General features: G+C 43.8%; 20 protein-coding genes and 1 tRNA gene. 13 read left to right on the top strand and 8 right to left on the bottom strand.

Annotation, left to right across the window (positions count from 1 at the left end):
• Nucleotides 1–50 precede the first annotated feature (50 nt).
• Nucleotides 51–791 carry a slipin family protein gene (locus OO016_RS14175; protein ID WP_266015393.1) on the top strand — a complete coding sequence of 247 codons (741 nt, stop codon included), beginning with the start codon at nucleotides 51–53 and terminating at the stop codon, nucleotides 789–791.
• A 93-nt stretch (nucleotides 792–884) separates the two neighbouring features.
• Here the strand turns inward: OO016_RS14175 and OO016_RS14170 are convergent, their stop codons facing one another.
• The 3 genes from OO016_RS14170 to OO016_RS14160 all read right to left on the bottom strand — a co-directional run bounded on the left by OO016_RS14170 (nucleotide 885) and on the right by OO016_RS14160 (nucleotide 2,926).
• A complete protein-coding gene (locus tag OO016_RS14170; protein ID WP_266015390.1) occupies nucleotides 885–1,571 on the bottom strand; it encodes an FMN-binding protein in 687 nt (228 codons plus the stop codon).
• 100 nt (nucleotides 1,572–1,671) lie between these two features.
• Nucleotides 1,672–2,304, bottom strand: a complete 633-nt coding sequence (locus OO016_RS14165; protein ID WP_266015388.1) for a WG repeat-containing protein — start codon at nucleotides 2,302–2,304, stop codon at nucleotides 1,672–1,674.
• 169 nt (nucleotides 2,305–2,473) lie between these two features.
• Complete coding sequence (locus tag OO016_RS14160; RefSeq protein WP_266015385.1) at nucleotides 2,474–2,926, bottom strand: DUF2267 domain-containing protein; 453 nt, start codon at nucleotides 2,924–2,926, stop codon at nucleotides 2,474–2,476.
• 206 nt (nucleotides 2,927–3,132) lie between these two features.
• Here OO016_RS14160 and OO016_RS14155 point away from each other — a divergent pair, with 206 nt between their 5' ends.
• The 5 genes from OO016_RS14155 (at nucleotide 3,133) to OO016_RS14135 (ending at nucleotide 9,109) form a co-directional block, all read left to right on the top strand.
• Nucleotides 3,133–3,987, top strand: a complete 855-nt coding sequence (locus OO016_RS14155) for a universal stress protein (protein ID WP_266015383.1) — start codon at nucleotides 3,133–3,135, stop codon at nucleotides 3,985–3,987.
• Between the two features lie 8 nt (nucleotides 3,988–3,995).
• Nucleotides 3,996–4,841 carry a universal stress protein gene (locus OO016_RS14150; protein ID WP_266015381.1) on the top strand — a complete coding sequence of 282 codons (846 nt, stop codon included), beginning with the start codon at nucleotides 3,996–3,998 and terminating at the stop codon, nucleotides 4,839–4,841.
• Between the two features lie 34 nt (nucleotides 4,842–4,875).
• Complete coding sequence (locus OO016_RS14145; RefSeq protein WP_266015378.1) at nucleotides 4,876–5,721, top strand: universal stress protein; 846 nt, start codon at nucleotides 4,876–4,878, stop codon at nucleotides 5,719–5,721.
• Between the two features lie 105 nt (nucleotides 5,722–5,826).
• Nucleotides 5,827–7,917, top strand: coding sequence for a phosphate acetyltransferase (pta, locus tag OO016_RS14140; RefSeq protein ID WP_266015375.1), 2,091 nt, complete (start codon nucleotides 5,827–5,829; stop codon nucleotides 7,915–7,917).
• Between the two features lie 10 nt (nucleotides 7,918–7,927).
• The gene (locus tag OO016_RS14135) at nucleotides 7,928–9,109 is read left to right on the top strand and encodes an acetate/propionate family kinase (RefSeq protein WP_266015372.1); all 1,182 of its coding nucleotides are present in this window, start codon (nucleotides 7,928–7,930) and stop codon (nucleotides 9,107–9,109) included.
• A 58-nt stretch (nucleotides 9,110–9,167) separates the two neighbouring features.
• Here the strand turns inward: OO016_RS14135 and OO016_RS14130 are convergent, their stop codons facing one another.
• Entirely contained in the window at nucleotides 9,168–9,557 is a 390-nt protein-coding gene (locus OO016_RS14130) for a hypothetical protein (RefSeq protein ID WP_266015369.1), read from the bottom strand.
• Between the two features lie 126 nt (nucleotides 9,558–9,683).
• Between OO016_RS14130 and OO016_RS14125 the strand changes: the two genes are divergently transcribed.
• The 4 genes from OO016_RS14125 to OO016_RS14110 all read left to right on the top strand — a co-directional run bounded on the left by OO016_RS14125 (nucleotide 9,684) and on the right by OO016_RS14110 (nucleotide 11,482).
• Nucleotides 9,684–10,016 (top strand): YtxH domain-containing protein, encoded by a 333-nt coding sequence (locus tag OO016_RS14125; protein ID WP_266015365.1) that lies wholly within the window; start codon nucleotides 9,684–9,686, stop codon nucleotides 10,014–10,016.
• A 3-nt stretch (nucleotides 10,017–10,019) separates the two neighbouring features.
• Nucleotides 10,020–10,370 (top strand): phage holin family protein, encoded by a 351-nt coding sequence (locus OO016_RS14120; protein WP_266015362.1) that lies wholly within the window; start codon nucleotides 10,020–10,022, stop codon nucleotides 10,368–10,370.
• A complete protein-coding gene (locus tag OO016_RS14115) occupies nucleotides 10,367–10,600 on the top strand; it encodes a DUF6327 family protein (RefSeq protein ID WP_266015359.1) in 234 nt (77 codons plus the stop codon). Before OO016_RS14120 ends, OO016_RS14115 begins: the two co-directional genes overlap by 4 nt.
• A gap of 114 nt (nucleotides 10,601–10,714) precedes the next feature.
• A complete protein-coding gene (locus OO016_RS14110; RefSeq protein ID WP_266015356.1) occupies nucleotides 10,715–11,482 on the top strand; it encodes a patatin-like phospholipase family protein in 768 nt (255 codons plus the stop codon).
• A gap of 92 nt (nucleotides 11,483–11,574) precedes the next feature.
• Here the strand turns inward: OO016_RS14110 and OO016_RS14105 are convergent, their stop codons facing one another.
• Nucleotides 11,575–12,045: an Hsp20/alpha crystallin family protein gene (locus OO016_RS14105; protein ID WP_266015354.1), complete on the bottom strand. Its 471-nt coding sequence runs from the start codon at nucleotides 12,043–12,045 to the stop codon at nucleotides 11,575–11,577.
• A gap of 256 nt (nucleotides 12,046–12,301) precedes the next feature.
• Between OO016_RS14105 and OO016_RS14100 the strand changes: the two genes are divergently transcribed.
• On the top strand, nucleotides 12,302–13,000 hold the full coding sequence (locus OO016_RS14100) for a sigma-70 family RNA polymerase sigma factor (protein ID WP_266015352.1): 699 nt from the start codon (nucleotides 12,302–12,304) through the stop codon (nucleotides 12,998–13,000).
• Here the strand turns inward: OO016_RS14100 and OO016_RS14095 are convergent.
• Nucleotides 12,997–13,758: an exodeoxyribonuclease III gene (locus tag OO016_RS14095; RefSeq protein ID WP_266015348.1), complete on the bottom strand. Its 762-nt coding sequence runs from the start codon at nucleotides 13,756–13,758 to the stop codon at nucleotides 12,997–12,999. The genes OO016_RS14100 and OO016_RS14095 overlap by 4 nt on opposite strands.
• A 188-nt stretch (nucleotides 13,759–13,946) precedes the next feature.
• Here OO016_RS14095 and OO016_RS14090 point away from each other — a divergent pair.
• Nucleotides 13,947–14,021 (top strand) — tRNA-Val (locus OO016_RS14090).
• A 428-nt stretch (nucleotides 14,022–14,449) separates the two neighbouring features.
• Here OO016_RS14090 and OO016_RS14085 read toward each other — a convergent pair.
• Both OO016_RS14085 and gldJ read right to left on the bottom strand, forming a co-directional pair.
• A complete protein-coding gene (locus OO016_RS14085; protein ID WP_266015345.1) occupies nucleotides 14,450–15,724 on the bottom strand; it encodes a UDP-N-acetylmuramoyl-tripeptide--D-alanyl-D-alanine ligase in 1,275 nt (424 codons plus the stop codon).
• A 65-nt stretch (nucleotides 15,725–15,789) separates the two neighbouring features.
• Nucleotides 15,790–17,454, bottom strand: coding sequence for a gliding motility lipoprotein GldJ (gene gldJ / locus OO016_RS14080; RefSeq protein ID WP_266015342.1), 1,665 nt, complete (start codon nucleotides 17,452–17,454; stop codon nucleotides 15,790–15,792).
• A 456-nt stretch (nucleotides 17,455–17,910) separates the two neighbouring features.
• On the opposite strand from gldJ, the gene porV reads away from it, so the two are divergent.
• On the top strand, nucleotides 17,911–19,059 hold the full coding sequence (porV, locus tag OO016_RS14075) for a type IX secretion system outer membrane channel protein PorV (RefSeq protein WP_266015339.1): 1,149 nt from the start codon (nucleotides 17,911–17,913) through the stop codon (nucleotides 19,057–19,059).
• Nucleotides 19,060–19,140 lie beyond the last annotated feature (81 nt).

The following is a 19,140-nucleotide window of genomic DNA, read 5'->3' as shown; positions in this document are numbered from 1 at the left end:
GGTTTTTGCTATTGCGGATGCTCTTCATTATTAACTCTAAAATTTTAACTATGAACCCGACGTATCTATTTCTGATTATTCTCGGCTTAATCCTGCTGGCCGGGATCCGTGTGATCTATCAGTACAAAAGAGCACTGAAGTTCCGCTTCGGTAAGTATGTAAAAACATTGCAGCCCGGTTTCCGGTGGATCATTCCCATTGTGGAAACCATTCAGGTGGTTGATATCCGTGTGATTACCATCAACATAATTTCCCAGGAAGTTATGACGGAAGACAATGTACCCTGCAGCATTGATGGTGTGGTTTTCTTTAAGATCTATGACCCCGAAAAGGCTGTGCTTGAAGTGGAGGAGTTCTCCTTTGCCATAACCCAGCTTTCGCAGGCCGCCTTGCGCGATGTCTGTGGTAAGGTAGAATTGGATACCATCCTTTCCAAACGGGAAGAAATGGGTAAAAATATCAAGGCTATTGTAGAGCAGGAAACCCATGAGTGGGGAATCGAGATTATGGACGTTAAGATCAAGGATATCCAGCTCCCTGAGAATATGAAGCGCATGATGGCCAACCAGGCCGAGGCAGAACGCTCACGAAGGGCCAGGATTATTTTGGCGGAAGCGGAAGAACAGGCAGCAAACAAGTTGTTGGAAGCCGGTTTGCAGATCGACAAGTCTCCGTCAGCTATCAAGCTGAGGTTATACCAGACCTTGTCTAATATCGCCGCAGAAAAGAATTCCACTATACTGTTCCCGTTCCCGGAAGAAGTCCTGCCGAGAATCAGCAAGAAGAAATAGGATTGACGTGATATTTGCAAAAGGGAAGGTGTCAAAAACATTTCTGTCTCTGGCACCTTTCTTCATGTCTGATCGGTAAACTCCGGTAACTATTCAGTGAGTCAGATAGGACTCATACTTTTTCAGGCCATCGTTTAGCATTTGAACAACTGCTGAACTGGTTATAGTAGCTCCTGATACCCCATCAACCATGTATGCCCCCTGAATCACTGCCTTGCCATTCTGATTAAGGCCAAATACGTTGCCTTCACTCAAAATTTCCTGGTTGCTGAACTGATCGCCAAATGCTGAACTCATAATGCCATTTCCATATCCTTCGCTTTCCATTTCATGACCAAAGCGAACTTTCAATATTGTACCGGTGCCTTTATCGATCAAGATTCTCGCCCAAATTGGACCGAGGTAACCTTTGCCCGTAAATAACAAGAGGCTCCTATCCGATCCCTTATCTTCAAAAATGGGCAGGGCAGAGGCTTTTCCATTTTTCATTATGCCTTTATAAAATTTGAGGTTTTGTTCAGCATCCGAAGCAATTACCCCTTCTTCTCCCATCACTGCCTTATAATTGAACAAGGTGTCTGTTAATGTACTGTCCGAAACTTTGAAATCCATAAATCTGGCTATTTCTGCAAAAGCCGGGTCCAGGCTTTTAATAACTTCTGCTTCGGGAACTGCTGCGGGTTCTTCCTTATTGGGCTTGTCCTTACAGGAAGCAACCGAAAGTATAATCATCAGGACAGGTAAGCATAGCTTGGCTGAGTGCATTGGTTTGAAGTGCATGATTAATTGTTTTGATTTACAGAACGGGCCGGATCCATCGCAGTACTTTGGAATTTCCGGCCCATTTTACATTATTATTTTAAGGGATCCATACCCATGGCTACTCGAGGTCTAGCTTCATTAATTCCCAGTTATCCCCTTTTTTCACCGCAGCCAGGTTCTTTGAAAGCAATTTTGCTCGCAATTCGGGGAGTTCATACCGTCTTTTGGACATTAAAATATTATCCCGTTTGGCGAGCAAACGCATGATGTCTCCTTTCTGATCCAGGATTACCTCACTGAATTTATAATCATATATGTTAAGCTGGAAGTTATTTTTTCCACGGAATGTTTTGGTCATCAGGATTCCTACGGCATAACCCTGATCGAATTCCGTTACGTTGAGGTATTCTGGCTTAATCCTGGTGGTACCCGTTTTGTCGATAAATCCATAGACATAAATTTCCTCTTCCTCCAGCATTTCCCTGATCATGCAAAGCCCGTCCCTGAATGCCGGATAGCGAATGGCTTCAATGCCTTTCCTTTCTTTGTCTGCCAATTTGTTCCAAACAAGGTCATCCCTGAAGTCGATTACCAATTCTCCTTCCTCATTGATAAAACCCCATTGGTTCCCGACTCTTACTGCAGCCAAACCATCACTAAAAGGGGCTACTTCGTCTATATCTTTCAACTCCTGCCCAAAACTGGAAAAGGACAGAAAAGTCAACAGAGCAAACAAGATCATACTTCTCATAATTCTGAAATTTATTAGATTAATTACTGGCCCAAAGGTATTGTCCTGCAGGAGCATAAAATATGACTTTAATCAGGCACAAGAGGATGTATAGCCTTGCTAATTAGTTATTGCCAAAGCGTTATAGCATGCTGGATATCAGGTAAAAAATGGAAAATACAGTTACGTTTCAGAACATTATATTGGAATAAATAAGGCTTTTCAGTTCCTTGGGAAGTCCGTCACGTATATCTTCCATCTCCCCCAGGGATATATATTTCCTTAGGTAAATGAAGGTGGTGTTAATATACTGTTCTGCAACATCGTCGCTATATTCAAAGTCGTTGATGGCGGCAGGGCCGTCATGCTGGCGCACCAGATCTATGAATTCCGGGATGCGCTTTACTTTGGGTTTTTTCTGTCTTATGTTCCATCCATGGACGTAAACGGCCTTGAGGAACATGGGTAGTTGGGCTATAAGTTGCAGTGATTCCTCTGGGGTAATGATGTCTCTTAAAGCATGAAGTATGGACGTCAGAATCCTTCCGGCCTTATCCCTGTTATCTCCCAAATTCATCTCCTTAGCATAATGTTTTAAGAAGGTGTTGCCCTCTGTTGCATACTGATTGAAATTAAGTGCCATGATCTGTCTTTTAAGATTTTTAATATCAACTCAATATGAGAAATTCATGCTGTTCCTGAAATGATCATGATCAGTTGCCGGTATAATTCTGACTATTTCTGCAATAATCTTTGCAATGGTTTTTTTCGCCTATTTAAGACTGACCATGATCATAGTATCTCCCCGGGGTTATCTGTAATTTTAGGAGAACTTAAAATATCAGGGCTATGTTTAAAATTCTGCTTCCAACGGATTTTTCGGATAATGCCTGGAATGCCATAAGCTATGCAATGGAATTCTTCAAAAACGAACAGGCCACATTTTATTTATTGCATACCTATACCCCCGCTTTCTATCGTATGGACTATATGATGGGAGGCCCTTCCTTCAGCGCTATTCCTGATGTGGGAGTGGATATTTCCCTGGCTGGCCTTGAAAATACTTTGGAACAGGTTAATAAGACGTTCAACAATCCCAATCATACCGTAAAGACTATCTCGGCGTTCAATCTTCTTACTGATGAGATAAATGAGGTTTCGGAAGAGAAAGATATTGACCTTATAGTAATGGGTACCCAGGGAGCCACAGGGGCCAAGGAGATATTCCTGGGTTCCAATACGGTATTTGTGCTCCGCAAGGCAATAGTGCCCGTCCTGGCCATCCCTGAATCCTATAGTTACCAGAAGATAGAAAAAATGCTGTTTCCTACAGATTATCAGATATTTTACAAACCGGAGGAAATAGATACTATTAAAGGATTTGCAGCAATTCATGGTGCAGAGATAACCGTACTCCATGTCAAGGAGGAATATGACCTCAATGAAACCCAGGTTGCCAATAAGCAACATCTTGAAAAGTGTTTGGCCGGGGTCTCCCATCGCTTTGAAGAAAAGAAGGGAGCCATTATGCCGGATGCCGTGATTGACTATATCAACGATCATAATTACCAGCTGTTGACCATGATGAACCGGAAACATTCCTTTATGGAGCGACTGCTTTGGAAGCAGAATATAGATCAGATAGGCTTCCATACTCCTGTACCTTTTCTGGTGATAAGAGATACTGCTAGTGATATTAGATAATAAGCCCTATGAAAAAGATCCTGATACTCACCGACTTTTCCGATCCTGCATGGAACGCCCTGTTTACTGCACTTAAATTGCATGAAGGACGTGAATGCCAGTTTTATATTCTGCATACCTATGAACCCAGCTTTGCAGGGGTACTTGGAAATACGGCAAAAAAACGCGTAGGTGTGCTGTACGATTCCCTCGAGGCACATACGGAGTCTGAATTAGACAGGATTGAAGAATATCTGGGAATGCACCAGCATGAACCCCGGCACCACTTCAAGACCCTGTCCCTGGCCGAGGACCTTGTAGATGGTATTCAAAAAACAGTCAGGGAAAAAGAGATAGACCTGATCGTTATGGGAACCAAGGGAGCCACTGGTGCACGGGAAGTCTTTATGGGAAGCAATACGGTCCGCGTGATCAAAAAAGTGCGTAACTGCCCCATACTGCTTGTGCCAGCAACAAGCGATTTTAAAATGCTGCATGCGGTTATCTTCCCAACGGACTTTACCCAATACTACGATCCCTATGAATTGTCGCCATTGCTAGACCTGGTAAACGCCTGGAGCGCAAAGATCATTGTCTTTCAGGTAGCTCAGGAATTTAGACTAAGCCCAGAACAGGATGCAAATAGAAAGCTGCTGGAAAAACGATTGAAGGGAGCTCATATAGAATGGAAGAGGGGAAGCCTTAAAAGTACGGTTGAGGCCGCTATTATGGAATTCATCGAAACCTGTGATGCCGATCTGATAGCTTTGATTCACTATCATCATACCTTCATGGAACGCCTTACCCGCGAACCGGTTATTAAAAAGATTGGTTTTCATACCCCGGTTCCCATGCTGGTATTACCAGACCTCTGATGCGGATTATCATTAATCTATAGAATTACCTCTGATGCGAATATTGCTACCAACCGATTTTTCAAAAAATGCCTGGCATGCCATACAGTACGCCCTTTATCTTTTCGAGAAAAACGACTGCCAGTTTTTCGTGTTGCATGCCCATCAGGTGAGTCCCTCAGGTTTGGTGAGCACTATTAACAAAGAACGGGACACGCGTTTGTTTGAGATTACCTTACTGGAAGCCCAGGAGAAACTAAATAAGATTGTCAATCACCTGGATGCCATCAATAAGATTGCCGGCCATCACTTCGAGGGTTTATTGGAGACAGATACCCTGCTGAATGCCATTGGCAGGCAAATGATTGATAAAGACATTGACTTTGTGTTTATGGGGACTCAGGGCGCCTCAGGGATGAAAGAGGTTTTTCTGGGAAGCAATACGGTGAGGCTAATCCTTAACTTAAAAAACTGTCCTATCATGGTGGTGCCGGAACATTTTGAAATTGGCCCCTACAGGGAAATCCTTTTTGCTACCGACTTTAAGCATCATTATAAAAAAGCTGAAATACAACCCTTGCAGGATATTGCCGCAATTATTGGGGCCACTTTGGTGGTAACCCACATAGCCATGGAAGAAACCCTGGATGCGGAACAGAAGCAACTCCGCAAAATGCTGTATAGGTTGCTTGAGGGTTCAGATTTCCGCTTTGAGGATATTGCCTATTATCCCAATATCGCTTCTCGTATACAGGAATGGTCGCGGGAAGCACATATGGGTATGATTGCCATGATCAACTGCAGGCACGGATTTTTTAGCAGCTTGCTCAGGGAGCCTGTAGTTAAACGAATTGCTTTTCACACAGAAGTCCCATTCCTTGTCCTGCCAGAGATAACCTAAATCCAAATCCCAAGCTGGTTTATTGCTGCACTTTAAAATTATTCTATCGGGCGGCTTACATTTCCTGGGTTTATCCCATAAATTTGTCAATTGAAAATCATGTCAATGAGCAAAGCAGTTTATATTGCAACTTCTGAACCCAACAGTGGTAAGTCTATAGTTACTCTTGGGGTAATGCACCTACTAACCGGAAGGGCTGCCAGAGTGGGTTATTTCAGGCCTATAATCGATGACTACCCGAAGGGTAAGCGCGACAATCATATAAATACGGTAATCTCGAATTTCAATCTCGAACAGTCTTACGAGGAGTCCTATGCCTGTACTCGCAGCGAGGTAGTGCAAAAAAGCAGTGAGGATAAGGCTGATGAAATTCTGGATTCTATAATCGAAAAGTTCAAAGCTCTCGAAAGCAAGACCGATTTTGTGCTGGTAGAAGGGACTGATTTTTCCCGTGAAGGTACTGTTCTTGAATGGGACTTTAATTTGCTGGTAGCCCAGAACCTGGGGATACCAGCCATCCTGCTGGCAACGGGCTTGGGTAAATCTGTGGAAGAATTGACCGGCAACCTCTACCTTGCTTTCGACTCCTTTCGGGGTAAAGGAGTAGATGTGCTTATGGTTGTGGCCAATAAGGTAAGGCCTAAGGATCTGAAACGGGTTGCAGGAATGTTGCGCAAGCAGATTCCTGAAAATGTACTTATAGGGGCCATTCCCTTAAATCCACTTCTGGGGAATCCCACAATTAAAGAAATCGCCGAGCAGATGAAGGGCAAGGTGCTGTTTGGCGAACAGAACCTCAACAATCAGGCGGGTCACTTCGCGGTAGGGGCAATGCAGCTGAATAATTACCTCACGCATATGAAAAAAGATATGCTTGTAATTACCCCCGGCGATCGGTCCGATATCATCCTGGGAGCCCTGCAGGCTAATTTATCCCTGAATTATCCCTCAGTTTCAGGGATAATATTAAGTGGTGGTCTGGTGCCTGCCGATTCCGTTCTCAGGCTTATCGAGGGTTTGTCTGAGGTGGTTCCCATAATTTCCGTTAAAGGTGAAACTTATGTAGTGACCAACAAGATTGGATCGATAAAACCCAGGATTTACGCTGAGAATACCCAGAAGATCAATACCTCTATCAAGGATTTTATAAAGTATATATCGGAGGAAGAACTGGCTCGATTGCTTGTTACTTCCAAAACCAATGGCATAACTCCGAGGATGTTTCAGTACAACCTGCTGAAGAAGGCCCAGTCCAACAAGAAGCATATTGTCTTGCCGGAAGGGACCGATGAGCGAATTTTAATGGCTGCCCAGGACTTGTTGCATGACAATGCGGTATCCCTTACGCTTCTTGGTGAGCCGGAACGGATCAGGAATAAGGTGAAGCAGATGGACCTGGACCTCGATCTTGATCAGGTTACCATTATCGATCCCGTCAATTCACCTCATTTTGATGATTATGCACAGACCCTGTATGATTTGCGCAAACACAAGAATGTAAATCTGGCCATGGCCAGGGATCTGATGGAAGACGTTTCGCATTACGGAACCATGATGGTCTATAAAGGGCATGCAGATGGGATGGTGTCCGGAGCTGTGCATACCACCCAGCATACCATCCGACCTGCCCTGCAGTTTATCAAGACCAAACCGGAGGCATCCATTGTGTCTTCCATTTTTTTCATGTGCCTGGAAGATCGTGTTACCGTATTCGGAGACTGTGCCATCAATCCGAACCCAACGGCAGAACAACTTGCCGAAATTGCAATTTCATCGGCTGAGACCAGCAAGATGTTTGGTATAGAACCGAGGATTGCCATGCTTTCCTATTCCTCAGGTACTTCCGGTGCTGGAGAAGATGTGGAACGCGTGCGGGAGGCTACTTCAATTGTGAGGGAACGTAGGCCAGACCTGCTCATTGAAGGACCTATACAGTACGATGCCGCCGTGGATATTGATGTGGCTAAGAGCAAATTACCTGACTCGAAAGTTGCCGGAAAGGCAAGTGTCTTCATATTTCCTGATCTCAACACCGGTAACAATACGTATAAGGCGGTCCAACGCGAAACAAAAGCACTTGCCATTGGACCTGTGATACAGGGCCTGAATAAACCAGTAAATGATTTAAGCAGGGGATGTACTGTAGACGATATTATCAATACCGTAATCATTACGGCCATTCAGGCTCAGGAATAAATAAGATATTATGCTAATTCTGGTATTGAATTCAGGAAGCTCTTCCATTAAGTTCCAACTTCTGTCCATGCCTTCTGGAACAATGATGTGTTCGGGTTTTGTAGAGCGCATAGGCAATCCCGGGGCCCGCTTTTACCTTGAGACTACCAAAGGGGAATATGATAAGGAACAGGAGGTGCCAGGCCATCAAAAAGGACTTGAAATTATTGCGACCCATCTGACAAACCCGGAATTGGGCTTACTACAGCCGGGACAGAAGATCAGTGCTGTTGGCCACAGGGTGGTTCATGGGGGGAAGTTTTATGCCCAAACCGTGAAAGTAACACAAATTGTAAAGGAGAAAATAAAGGAATTGGCCTCTCTTGCGCCTTTGCACAATCCCAACAACCTGCTTGGGATTGAAGTATCTGAACAATTGTTTCCTGAAGCGGAACAGGTTGCTGTCTTTGATACCGCATTTCACCAATCTATACCGGAAAAGGCCTATCGTTATGCCATTCCCAATGTCTTTTATGATGATCATGGCATAAGGGTCTACGGCTTCCATGGTACAAGTCATAAGTATGTATCAGAAAGGGCGTCGGAATATCTGGGCCGGATCCCATCGCGCATGATCACCATTCATCTGGGCAACGGGTGCAGTATTACCGCTATCAGGGACGGAAAAAGTGTTGACCATAGTCTGGGATTCGGACCTTCCAACGGACTGATCATGGGTACCCGAAGCGGAGATATTGATCACGCGCTCATTTTTTATCTATTGGAGAGAGGCTACACGGCTGAAGAGCTAAACCAGATCCTGGTTAAGGAAAGTGGTATGTACGGCCTGACCAGATTAAGAGACTTGCGCGATATTCAGTCAGCCGCCGAAAAAGGGGATAGAAATAGTATACTGGCCCTCGATATGATGTCCTACCGTATCCGAAAATATATCGGCGCCTATGCTGCAGCCATGAACGGCCTGGATGTGTTGGTTTTCACCGCTGGGATTGGTGAGAATTCTGCATTGGTAAGGGAACAGGTCTGTGGTGAAATGGATTATCTGGGCCTTGAGATCGACCCTGATAAGAACCAGAAAGCTAAACGAGGCATATGCGAGGTGCAGTCCTTCGATGGCCGGGTTAAAATCCTAATCGTTCCAACCAATGAGGAATTGGAAATAGCCAGGCAGACTTACCAATTACTGAAGTAGCCTACTGAAGGAAGTAGAGCAGGACAGTAATGTTTCTCTTTCCAGGGATTGGAGAAGATCAATCTTTCCTGCGGCTCTGTGACCTGTCCAGGTTGCTTCGACCCCTGTTAGACCTGTTGTTGTGATATTCTTCTATTCGGTCTCCCCTGTAATCCCGGATCCTTACGTAACGCGATCTTCGGAGGTTGTAGCTTCGGTAACGTGGGGGTAGCACCTTCCTGCGTATCCATACCCCTCCATTGAGGTAAACGTACATGCTGGTATTCAGGTCATAGTAAATGGTCAGTTCAGGAAAATAGACATAGCGTACTACTTCCAGCCGGTTAGGATAAAACCATGGAGGCGGCGGAGATGAGGGTCTCGAAGTTATAAGGACTGGTCCGCAACCCATTAATAACCATATAAATCCACCCAGGAGCAAACGTTGACTCAGTTTAAAGATTTTCATTGGATATAGTTTTTAACATAGTTCAAAATAATAATGAGCTTTTCACATTTGAAATGACCAAGGTCATTTCACAGGATAGTACTAACCTGTACATTGGGGTGATAAATAATTAAAACGTTTATAGTCATGACAGATAACAGTGGAAATGTATTGCTGGCATTGTTGACTGGTGCTGCAATAGGAGCGGGAATCGGTATCCTGTACGCTCCGGACGAAGGAATTAAAACCAGGAAAAAGATCAAAAGGAAAGCATTGGATGCTAAAGAAGATCTTACCGAAAGGATAGTGCACGCCAAGGAAGAATTAACTAAGACTGCCAATGAGAAAAAAGAGGCATTTGAGCAAAAACTGGAAGATACTATATCTACCATGAGCTATAAGGCCGATGATATCATTGTAACCTTGGAACGAAAATTAGAAGAGCTCAGGAAAAAGAATGCCGAACTTCAGAAAACCTGACCCATGGCTTTTGAAGAATTGAAGCACGATTTTTCTGAGATCGATAAGGAGGTGTCTGCTTATGTAGAACACAGCCTGGAGTATGCCAAGCTCAAAAGTTTTAAGATCTCCATGGTACTGGTTACCTATTTTGCCAAAGTTGTATTGATAGGAGTCCTTGCCATACTGACCTTGTTATTTTTGAGCCTGGCAGCTTCTTTTGCCTTAGGCGAGGAATTAGATAATCTGTTGTATGGATTCCTCATAGTAGGCCTCATATACCTGTTACTGGCATTTGTTGGCTATGTATTGAGGGAAAAGCTCAACAAACCCATTTTAAGAATGTTCTCCAAACATTATTTTGACGAGTCATGACAAAACAATTTAGTTCTTTTGATGAAATAGATGAGCAACTTAAGATCCTTACGCTTAAGCGTGAAATAGATAAGGAATGCGCAAAGCTCAGGATTTACGATATAAAAAATCACCTGTATCCGGTTAACCTCGTTCGTAGTATGGATGGGACCTTAGCCCGGGTCATGATCCCACTGGTGCTGACCCGGATAATGAAAAAAATCCAATCCCGGAAAAAGGAAGAAGTCTAGCCACATTAATTTGTGGCTTTTTTTGGTTATTACCTGCCAGATTCGACCAAAAGGAGCAACTTTCCTAAATTTATCACAGTAAAATCAATTTTTTAATTTAAGCAGCGACAGCTTATGGAGCTAGGACTGGTGCTTAGTGGAGGAGGTGCGCGCGGAATAGCGCATCTCGGAGCGCTTCAGGTTTTCAGGGAATGGGGTTTGAAACCCGAAATTATTGCAGGCACAAGCGCAGGGGCCATTATAGGTGCCTTATATGCTGCAGGCATGGAGCCTGAAGATATTTTTGAATTCATCAGGAGCACGGAAATATTCAGTTTAAAGAAATATGCAGTTAGCAAACCTGGTTTTGTAGACACGGAGAAGTTCTACAATCGCTTTTGTGAATGTTTTGCTTCTGACAATTTTTCTTCCCTTTCCATTCCTGTGCTGGTTACGGCTACGAATTTGCTCTCGGGATCTCCGGTAGTTTTCAGCGAGGGTGAACTGGTCAGGCCTATTCTTGCTTCGGCCGCTTTTCCAGGGGTTTTTACACCTGTAAGGATAGGTGATGCGTATTATATTGATGGGGGGGTTCTCAATAATTTTCCGGTAGACTTGGTTTCCGGCAAATGTGAAAAGCTTATCGGGATTTATGTCAACCCGTTTGAACAAAAGGGCTATCAAGACTTTAAACACTCTTTGTCCATACTGGAACGCGCTTATCAGATCCGTGCCTCCCGGGACTCACTATCCAAATTTGAGTTTTGTACCGTTGTTATTTCGCCACAAGGGCTCAAGCGCTTTGGCACATTTGATCTCAATAACCTGGAAACGATCTATCAATTGGGTTACGAATCTGCATTGAGGACTTTGGATGCAAATCGGGGGACTTTTGAAAAGTAGGATGTGTGCCCTAAACAAAATAAGCCCCGGAAAACCTGTAAATTACATGGACAACACAAGTTTTCCAGGGCCTGACTAATTAAACAAGACCGTCATGAAATCTCCACCTTTTTAGGTGCTTTTTTCACAACTTCCTCTTTTTTTACCAGATTGAAGCGCAGGATGCCATCTTTGTACTTGGCTTCAATTTCTTCATCCTTTACACTTTCTGGTAACAATAATGACCTTTCAAAAGCATTATAGCTGAATTCTTTCCTGGTGAACTCCTCTTCTTTCTCTTCTTTTTCGGCTGATTTTTCAGCAGAAACACGCAGGTAGCCATCTTCCAGAGTAATGTCAAAATCTTTTTTGGAAAATCCTGGTGCAGCCAGTTCAATTTCGAAATGATCATCCAATTCCTTAATGTTCAGGGCGGGTTCCCCGGTCCTGCCATTCCAGAAGCGCTCATTTAACAGGCCTCTTTTCCAGAATCGATTGTCAAAGAAATCTTCCATGTCAAAAAAATCGGAAGTAACCAGATCGGCAAAAGGTCGAGTCCTTTTTTTAAATTTTACAAGTGACATGATAAATACTTTTGGGTTATACATTAAATCGGCACCAAATCTAATGGAAAACTTCCTCCTTTGAAATGATCTTGGTCAGGCCCGGTCTTAACCGGTTGATTTATTGAAAGTTTGATTTGATTTTTTCCAAATCATCAATGCAGAGCTGTTATCAAAACCTGACAGAAGTCATAGTGGGCCCGACTTGGATAATGTAGCTTTAGAAAAGCATTGGAGAGCCTTTATTAAGGCCATTATTAACGTATAAATCGTGATTATGCCAACTAGGGAGTTATTAAAATATAAAGCTGAAGATAATTTCAAGGACTTTTACGAAAGGATAAAATCATTGGTTCCGGAATTGGAGCGATTTATGGTCGCAAGCCTCAAGGTGTCCGAAAACCAGGGGAAAATTGACCGGCAATTCTATGACCCCAGGGGGATGCTGGATGAGGTGTATTTAGATATCTTCCGGAATTTGCCGGAGGATATGGACCTCAATAAACTGAAACATCTGTTGTTCGAAAAATCCATAACTAAGATCGATGATCTGCTACAACAGGAAGCCGAAACATCGACCGCAATACATGCGGATAATATTCTGAAGCAGGAATTGAACCGATTACAGGAAAAATGGTTTGTTGATGTTGATGGTGATCTCTTGCTTAAAACCGAGTTGGACGACATTTCCTATAAACAGGATCATCAATGGTCTCCTCCTATACTTCTGGATGAAGCAGTTGAGCAGCAGCTGATCCATAAGCTGGACCTTGATGAATCTAACTTTCTGTCAGAGGAAAAACGCGGTTTAATGGGAAGTGTATACGATAGGATTCCTTCCCGTAGCAGACACATGCTTGAACTTTTTGTTTTTGGCGATCAGACCCAAAAAGATATTTCGGAGATAATGCACATTAACGAGGAAAAGGTGAGCAGGATGCTCCGGATTATGTTCGAAAAGTTCAGATTAATTTAGTTCAGTACCATACGCAGCGGACAGTGATCCGAGCCGTAAATTTCTGAAAGTATCTCTACTTCCTGTAATTTTGGAAGCAATGATTTGCTGATCAAAAAATAATCGATCCGCCATCCGGTATTTCTTTCACGCGCCTTAAATCGATAGCTCCAATAGGTATAGGCTACATTATCAGGGTAGAGGGATCTGTATGTATCTATGAAGCCCTCCTGAAGATAATTCTCCATTCCATCTATCTCAATCTGGGTATAACCTGCGGTCTTGTTGTAATTAGTCTTGTCATTTTTTAGATCGATAGGACCATGGGCCACATTGAAATCGCCGCATACGACAACGGGCTTTTTTGATTCCAGGTTTTTCAGGTAGGTCAGAAAAGCAGCGTCCCAGGCTTTTCGGTATTCCAGTCGCTCCAGCTTTTGGCCGGAATTGGGAACATATACATTGACCAGGAAGAAAGCGGAATATTCTGCGCATATGATACGACCCTCTTCATCAAATTCCGCGACACCCATATCCAGGGAATGGCTTTGGAAAGGTATTTTGCTGATTAGGGTTGTTCCGGAATACCCTTTTTTTAGCGCGGAGTTGTAGATATGGTGATATTTCTGGTATGGCGAAAGGGCCGCCGCAACTTCCTTGTCCTGCGCCTTGGTTTCCTGAAGGCAAAGCACATCCCAATCCAGTTCTTCCAGGGATTTGAAAAAATCTTTCTTGATCACAGCGCGAACGCCATTTACATTCCATGAGACGATCTTCATAGCTATCGTTTAAGGGGTCTGAAGTTGTGTTTAAACCGGGCTTCCAAAGTTAGGGGATATTCAATTAATACGCCTGATCTATGTTTCTGTCATTCAAAAATAATACCGTGATTTGGAGGAAAAAGCCCATAAATTTACGATATTCGTCGGTCTATATTTATGGTGATTCTAAATCCAAAATGGGAACAGGAGTGTTAGCTCAGCTGGTTTAGAGCACCGCCTTGACAGGGCGGGGGTCGTTGGTTCGAATCCAATACACTCCACATCAAGCAGAAAACCAGCACCATGTGGTGCTGGTTTTTTCTTTCCCGAAGAAAGCCAAATTCATTTGGGCTTTCGAAGGGAAAGGAAAAACCAAAGCGGACCTGTCAAGGTCTGCGGTTTTTTATTTGCAGTCGTGGACTGCATTTGGATCATGAGCGTAGTGAATAATCCAACGGGCTTTCGAAGGGAAAGGAAAAACCAAAGCGGACCTGTCAAGGTCTGCGGTTTTTTATTTGCAGCCGCGGACTGATTTTGGATCACGAACGCCGTGAGTAATCCTCAAATTGGGCATAAGGGAAAGGTATTCCCCTCAAGCGGAATAGTTGATTTTTTAACCCAACGCTTTGGTTGGGACAGGTTTGCATGGGGAAATTATTCGGATCGCTATATCCTCTTTCTCATTTGCATGATTTAAAAATCAAGTATGCTAAATGAGGTCCAGTATCCGCTCCAGTGCCATTCCTCTGGAGGCTTTTATCAGAATAGTACCCTCAGTTACCGGGTGTTTCCTGAGGTAATCCTTAAGGTCCTCAAAAGTTTTGAATTTATGTGCCCTAGAGGCGGTGTCGAAAAAGTGCTCACCAACCAGGAATACCCCCTGATACCCCATCTTTTCGGCTTGTTCTGCAATTTGCTGATGCTCCATTGCGCTGTCCTGCCCAAGCTCAAACATATCTCCCAGAAAAACTATTTTGTATTCAGCTTCCATGTCTTTGAAGTTTTCAAGGGCAACTTTCATGCTGCTTGGATTGGCATTATATGCATCCAGTACAATGGTCAGTCCGTCGCGCTTAATCAACTGAGAGCGGTTAGCCTCAGGCACATAATTTTCAATGGCCCGTTTCATATCTTCAGGGGGTACTTCAAAATATTCCCCGATAAGGAGTGCTGCACAGCAATTACCAAAGTTATAGGCACCGATCAATTGTGATGTGATGGTTGTCTGGTCAAAGCCTATTTTTACAAATGGATCAGCCCCCAGAAACCGGATGATCCTGTAGTCTGACTTATCTCTGCTATATCCTGTTTTTCTCCCATATGCGTTCAATTTTTGGAGCTGTATCGGATCATCTGCGTTGAAAAATATGAACTTATCATGGGCTATAAGGTGGTCGTACATCTCACTTTTGCCTTTGATCACCCCCTGAACGCCCCCAAATCCCTCGAGATGGGCTTTGCCAAAATTGGTGATATAGCCATAGTCCGGTTCTGCCAGTTTGCACAAAAAGGCGATTTCCTTCTGGTGGTTGGCGCCCATTTCAATAATGGCGATATCAGTTTCCGGGTTAATAGTTAGCAAGGTGAGGGGTACGCCAATGTGGTTGTTTAGGTTCCCTTTTGTGGCAATGGTATTGTATCTGGTTTTAAGTACGTTGTGGATGAGCTCTTTAGTGGTGGTTTTTCCATTGCTACCTGTAAGTGCCACTAACTTCGTGCCGCAATAATTGCGGTGATAGAGGGCGAGGTCCTGTAGGGTCTTTAGGGCATTGGATACAAGAACGGTATGATTACCCGTTGCATAATACTCTTCGTCAATAATTGCGAGTATAGCTCCTTTTTTAAGGGCTTCCCTGGCATAGGCATTCCCGTTGAAATTCTCACCCTTAAGAGCAAAAAAAATACACGGCCCATCAATTTTCCGGGTGTCCGTGCATACAATAGGTGTTTCGAGAAACAATCTGTGCAAGGCGGCAATCTCCATGCATCAAAGATAAAAAAAGCCCCGATACCTTAGGTGTCGGGGCCAATAACACTTTGCTTAAAATATTACCTAGCTTTTTTACCTCTTACGGTCTTGTTCTTGGTCTTGGATTTGGAACCAACCCTTGACATGGCACATCGGAAACCGATATAGTCAGTGGCCATGTATTGAGGCAAATATCTTCTTTGTGCAGGATCTAACCAGTAGGCACGGTCTCTCCAGGAACCACCTTTGTACACACGAACTTCATCATTGATTAGCGAAGTACGGTAGTTGTCGGTGTCGTACTGACGTACCAGATTACCGGCAGAATCTCTTTCCACTTTGTGTTTGGGAGCATTATACATCTTCCTTTGACTTTCATCATCCTCATCGCTGAAGCGATCAAAGAATCTTGATGATCCCGGGTCACCATCCCTGTAAGCCCTGTTGTCGCTATCAGAGAAATTGGTTCTCAAATAGGTTTCCTGTTCATCTACAGGCACCATTTTGATCTCTCCAGGCAGATTCACGGCAACTACTTTTCCTGTAGGAAGAGTATCGTAAACAATATTGTCTTCCAGGATCTTGACCTTACCATCCTTATCGATAGCCGTCTTCATGAAAACATTACCACGGTAATAATTGAAGTCAGAGATTTCATCATCAACTATAGGTCGGTATACATCAGCAACCCATTCCGCCACATTACCGGCCATATCGTATAATCCGTGGTCGTTTGGTTTGTACGACTTAACTTCTGCAGTAATATCGGCACCATCGTCAGACCATCCGGCAATTCCGCCGTAGTCTCCTTTACCTTGCTTAAAGTTGGCCAACTGGTCGCCACGACCTACACGCTGGCCATTACGAGTGTAATCGCCTTCCCAAGGGTATTTCTTCCTTCCCCTGTAGTTATTATACTCACGGGTACCTACGAGGGCCTGAGCGGCATATTCCCATTCTGTTTCTGTAGGTAAACGATATTCGGGCATGATGATACCGGAGCTTCTTTTGGCGAAAACGGATACAGAATCCCGCTTTTGCTTACCTTGAAGAGAATCAATTTCGCCACCGTATACCGATTCCGGCCTGTTCAGGTACGCTTCTGTGCTGAAGGTTCCTGAGCTTTCACCAGTCAGGGGCTTGTATTTTGCTTCTGAATCCAGGTATCCTTCGCGCTCAAGCAAAGCCTCATTAACACGGTCTGTACGCCATTCGGCAAACTCAACGGCCTGTACCCAGTTCACACCAACCACAGGATACTCAGCATAAGCCGGGTGGCGCAGGTAATTGTTGGTCATGGTTTCATTAAACCCTAGACGGTTTCTCCATACCAAGGTATCAGGAAGGGCTCCCTTATAGATATTGGCATATTTAGGATTTTCCGGTGGGTATACTGCTTTAAGGTAGTCCAGGTACTCCAGATACATTACATTGGTAACCTCCGTTTCATCCATGTAGAAAGATTGTACGTGCTGCGTGGTTGGGGTATTATTCCAGTCATGCATCACGTCATCCTGCACCTTTCCTTTGGTGAACGTACCTCCTTCAACAAATACGAGGCCTGGGGCAGTTTCCTGTTCCTTAAAATCGGAATTGTACTGGAATCCTCCTTCCTTGGCATTGATCTTCCAGCCAGTAGCCCGAGAGATATTCTTGGAACTCGATGACTTTTTACAGCTGTTAAGGCTTAGGGCTCCCGCAATTACGGTTAATGAAAGAAAAACCCTGGTCATTTGTTTTTTCATCTGTATTTAGGACTTTACATAGTCAAACCGCACTTGTCGGTTTGTGGTTTTAGATAGATTAAGTGTCGCTTTTGGCTAATAGAACGAGCATTTACCCATAATATTTTACAGCCCCGAATTTTTTTTGCGGCTTTCCAGCAGCCCGGTTTTTCGGTAGTTTTCGACAAATTGATAACGCAGGCTTTGCCGGAATAGTATATGGCTTTTTCCTGTTGGCCGCCTGAAACACCGCTCTTAGGTCTGCCAAACCTGAATTTATGAGACTAAGATCTATGTATTTATAAGGGGTAGAGAGGGAATCCGGTTAATTGGGATTTAAGTATTTTCCTGATTTTTAGGTTTTATCCGGAATAATATATGATTAGGCAGTAGTTTCAAACAATAAGTACGGAAGAGCTCCGTTCTGTTGTTTTATACCATATAGTCTATATACAAGAAATTTTGCATATGAACAGGATGAAAAAATTATCATTGCTACTCCTCTTTTTTCTAGTTTACAAGGCTGTTGCCCAGGAAGATAGAAGAGTTATCACCACAGCAGTACCCTTTCTTACGATTGCTGCCGATGCCAGGGCTGCTGGTATGGGTGATATGGGTGTGGCTACTTCTGTAGATGCATTTAGTCAGCAATGGAACCCTGCCAAATTCGCTTTTGCCGAACAACAAATGGGAATCGGTGTGAGCTATACACCATACCTGGAAAGTATTATCACAGATATTTCCCTTCTGGGTGCTAACTTCTACAATAAGATCAATGACCAGAGCGCCTTCGCCTTCAGTTTGAGGTATTTTACACTGGGTGAAATTGAATTTCGTCAGTTTGCTAATGATGAGCCCAGGATTGCTAAGCCCAATGAACTGGCATTAGACGGTTCCTATGCCCTTAAATTAAGTCCGACTTTTTCCATGGCCGTGGGCGGCCGGTTTATCAGGTCCAACCTGAAACTTCAGGATGCCGGCGATGTGGATTCCCAGGCCTCAAGCACTTTTGCTGTCGATGTTGCGGGTTATTACCGTTCTCGGGAGATAGCATATAACAGTTTTAGTGGACGGTGGAGGGCCGGATTTAATTTGTCTAACCTCGGCGGTAAGATCAAATATGATGATGGTGGACAGGAAAATTTCATCCCCACCAACTTGCGATTTGGAGGTGGTTTTGATTTCATCTTTGATGCAGACAATACGCTCGCACTCACGGCAGAATTCAACAAATTACTTGTTCCTACCCCCAAGGATTTTGACGGAGATGGAGATATCGATGCAGATGACAATGCAGAGTACCAGGAGCAAACTTTCTTTGAAGGTATTTTTTCATCCTTTGGAGATGCCCCGGATGGGTTTGGTGAAGAGTTAAAAGAGGTTACCTGGGCGCTTGGTGCTGAGTACAGTTACCAGAATGCTTTTATGGTTCGTACAGGTTATTTCAACGAGAGCGAGGAAAAAGGATCCAGGAAGTTTTTTACCCTGGGTGCTGGCTTTAAGTTCAAGGCAGCACAGATAGACCTTTCTTACCTGTTCTCAACTTCTCAGGTGCGAAATCCACTTGAAAACACCTTGAGGTTTTCCCTTACTTTCAATCTGGGACAGGAGTTTATCAATGATTAAGTAAAATAAAAAGACAACCAATCCATAAATAGGAAAAACCTGCTTCACGGCAGGTTTTCTTATTTTTACACTCATTGCAAT

The sequence above is a fragment of the Lentiprolixibacter aurantiacus genome, assembly GCF_026241225.1.
Taxonomy (GTDB): domain Bacteria; phylum Bacteroidota; class Bacteroidia; order Flavobacteriales; family Flavobacteriaceae; genus Lentiprolixibacter; species Lentiprolixibacter aurantiacus.
This window is presented reverse-complemented; position numbering and strand designations above follow the sequence as displayed.

Excerpts from the sequence above, each read along its gene's own strand:
- OO016_RS14175 (WP_266015393.1), top strand. The coding sequence starts at position 51 with ATGAACCCGACGTATCTATTTCTGATTATTCTCGGCTTAATCCTGCTG.
- OO016_RS14170 (WP_266015390.1), bottom strand. The coding sequence starts at position 1,571 with ATGCACTTCAAACCAATGCACTCAGCCAAGCTATGCTTACCTGTCCTG.
- OO016_RS14165 (WP_266015388.1), bottom strand. The coding sequence starts at position 2,304 with ATGAGAAGTATGATCTTGTTTGCTCTGTTGACTTTTCTGTCCTTTTCC.
- OO016_RS14160 (WP_266015385.1), bottom strand. The coding sequence starts at position 2,926 with ATGGCACTTAATTTCAATCAGTATGCAACAGAGGGCAACACCTTCTTA.
- OO016_RS14155 (WP_266015383.1), top strand. The coding sequence starts at position 3,133 with ATGTTTAAAATTCTGCTTCCAACGGATTTTTCGGATAATGCCTGGAAT.
- OO016_RS14150 (WP_266015381.1), top strand. The coding sequence starts at position 3,996 with ATGAAAAAGATCCTGATACTCACCGACTTTTCCGATCCTGCATGGAAC.
- OO016_RS14145 (WP_266015378.1), top strand. The coding sequence starts at position 4,876 with ATGCGAATATTGCTACCAACCGATTTTTCAAAAAATGCCTGGCATGCC.
- pta (WP_266015375.1), top strand. The coding sequence starts at position 5,827 with ATGAGCAAAGCAGTTTATATTGCAACTTCTGAACCCAACAGTGGTAAG.
- OO016_RS14135 (WP_266015372.1), top strand. The coding sequence starts at position 7,928 with ATGCTAATTCTGGTATTGAATTCAGGAAGCTCTTCCATTAAGTTCCAA.
- OO016_RS14130 (WP_266015369.1), bottom strand. The coding sequence starts at position 9,557 with ATGAAAATCTTTAAACTGAGTCAACGTTTGCTCCTGGGTGGATTTATA.
- OO016_RS14125 (WP_266015365.1), top strand. The coding sequence starts at position 9,684 with ATGACAGATAACAGTGGAAATGTATTGCTGGCATTGTTGACTGGTGCT.
- OO016_RS14120 (WP_266015362.1), top strand. The coding sequence starts at position 10,020 with ATGGCTTTTGAAGAATTGAAGCACGATTTTTCTGAGATCGATAAGGAG.
- OO016_RS14115 (WP_266015359.1), top strand. The coding sequence starts at position 10,367 with ATGACAAAACAATTTAGTTCTTTTGATGAAATAGATGAGCAACTTAAG.
- OO016_RS14110 (WP_266015356.1), top strand. The coding sequence starts at position 10,715 with ATGGAGCTAGGACTGGTGCTTAGTGGAGGAGGTGCGCGCGGAATAGCG.
- OO016_RS14105 (WP_266015354.1), bottom strand. The coding sequence starts at position 12,045 with ATGTCACTTGTAAAATTTAAAAAAAGGACTCGACCTTTTGCCGATCTG.
- OO016_RS14100 (WP_266015352.1), top strand. The coding sequence starts at position 12,302 with ATGCCAACTAGGGAGTTATTAAAATATAAAGCTGAAGATAATTTCAAG.
- OO016_RS14095 (WP_266015348.1), bottom strand. The coding sequence starts at position 13,758 with ATGAAGATCGTCTCATGGAATGTAAATGGCGTTCGCGCTGTGATCAAG.
- OO016_RS14085 (WP_266015345.1), bottom strand. The coding sequence starts at position 15,724 with ATGGAGATTGCCGCCTTGCACAGATTGTTTCTCGAAACACCTATTGTA.
- gldJ (WP_266015342.1), bottom strand. The coding sequence starts at position 17,454 with ATGAAAAAACAAATGACCAGGGTTTTTCTTTCATTAACCGTAATTGCG.
- porV (WP_266015339.1), top strand. The coding sequence starts at position 17,911 with ATGAAAAAATTATCATTGCTACTCCTCTTTTTTCTAGTTTACAAGGCT.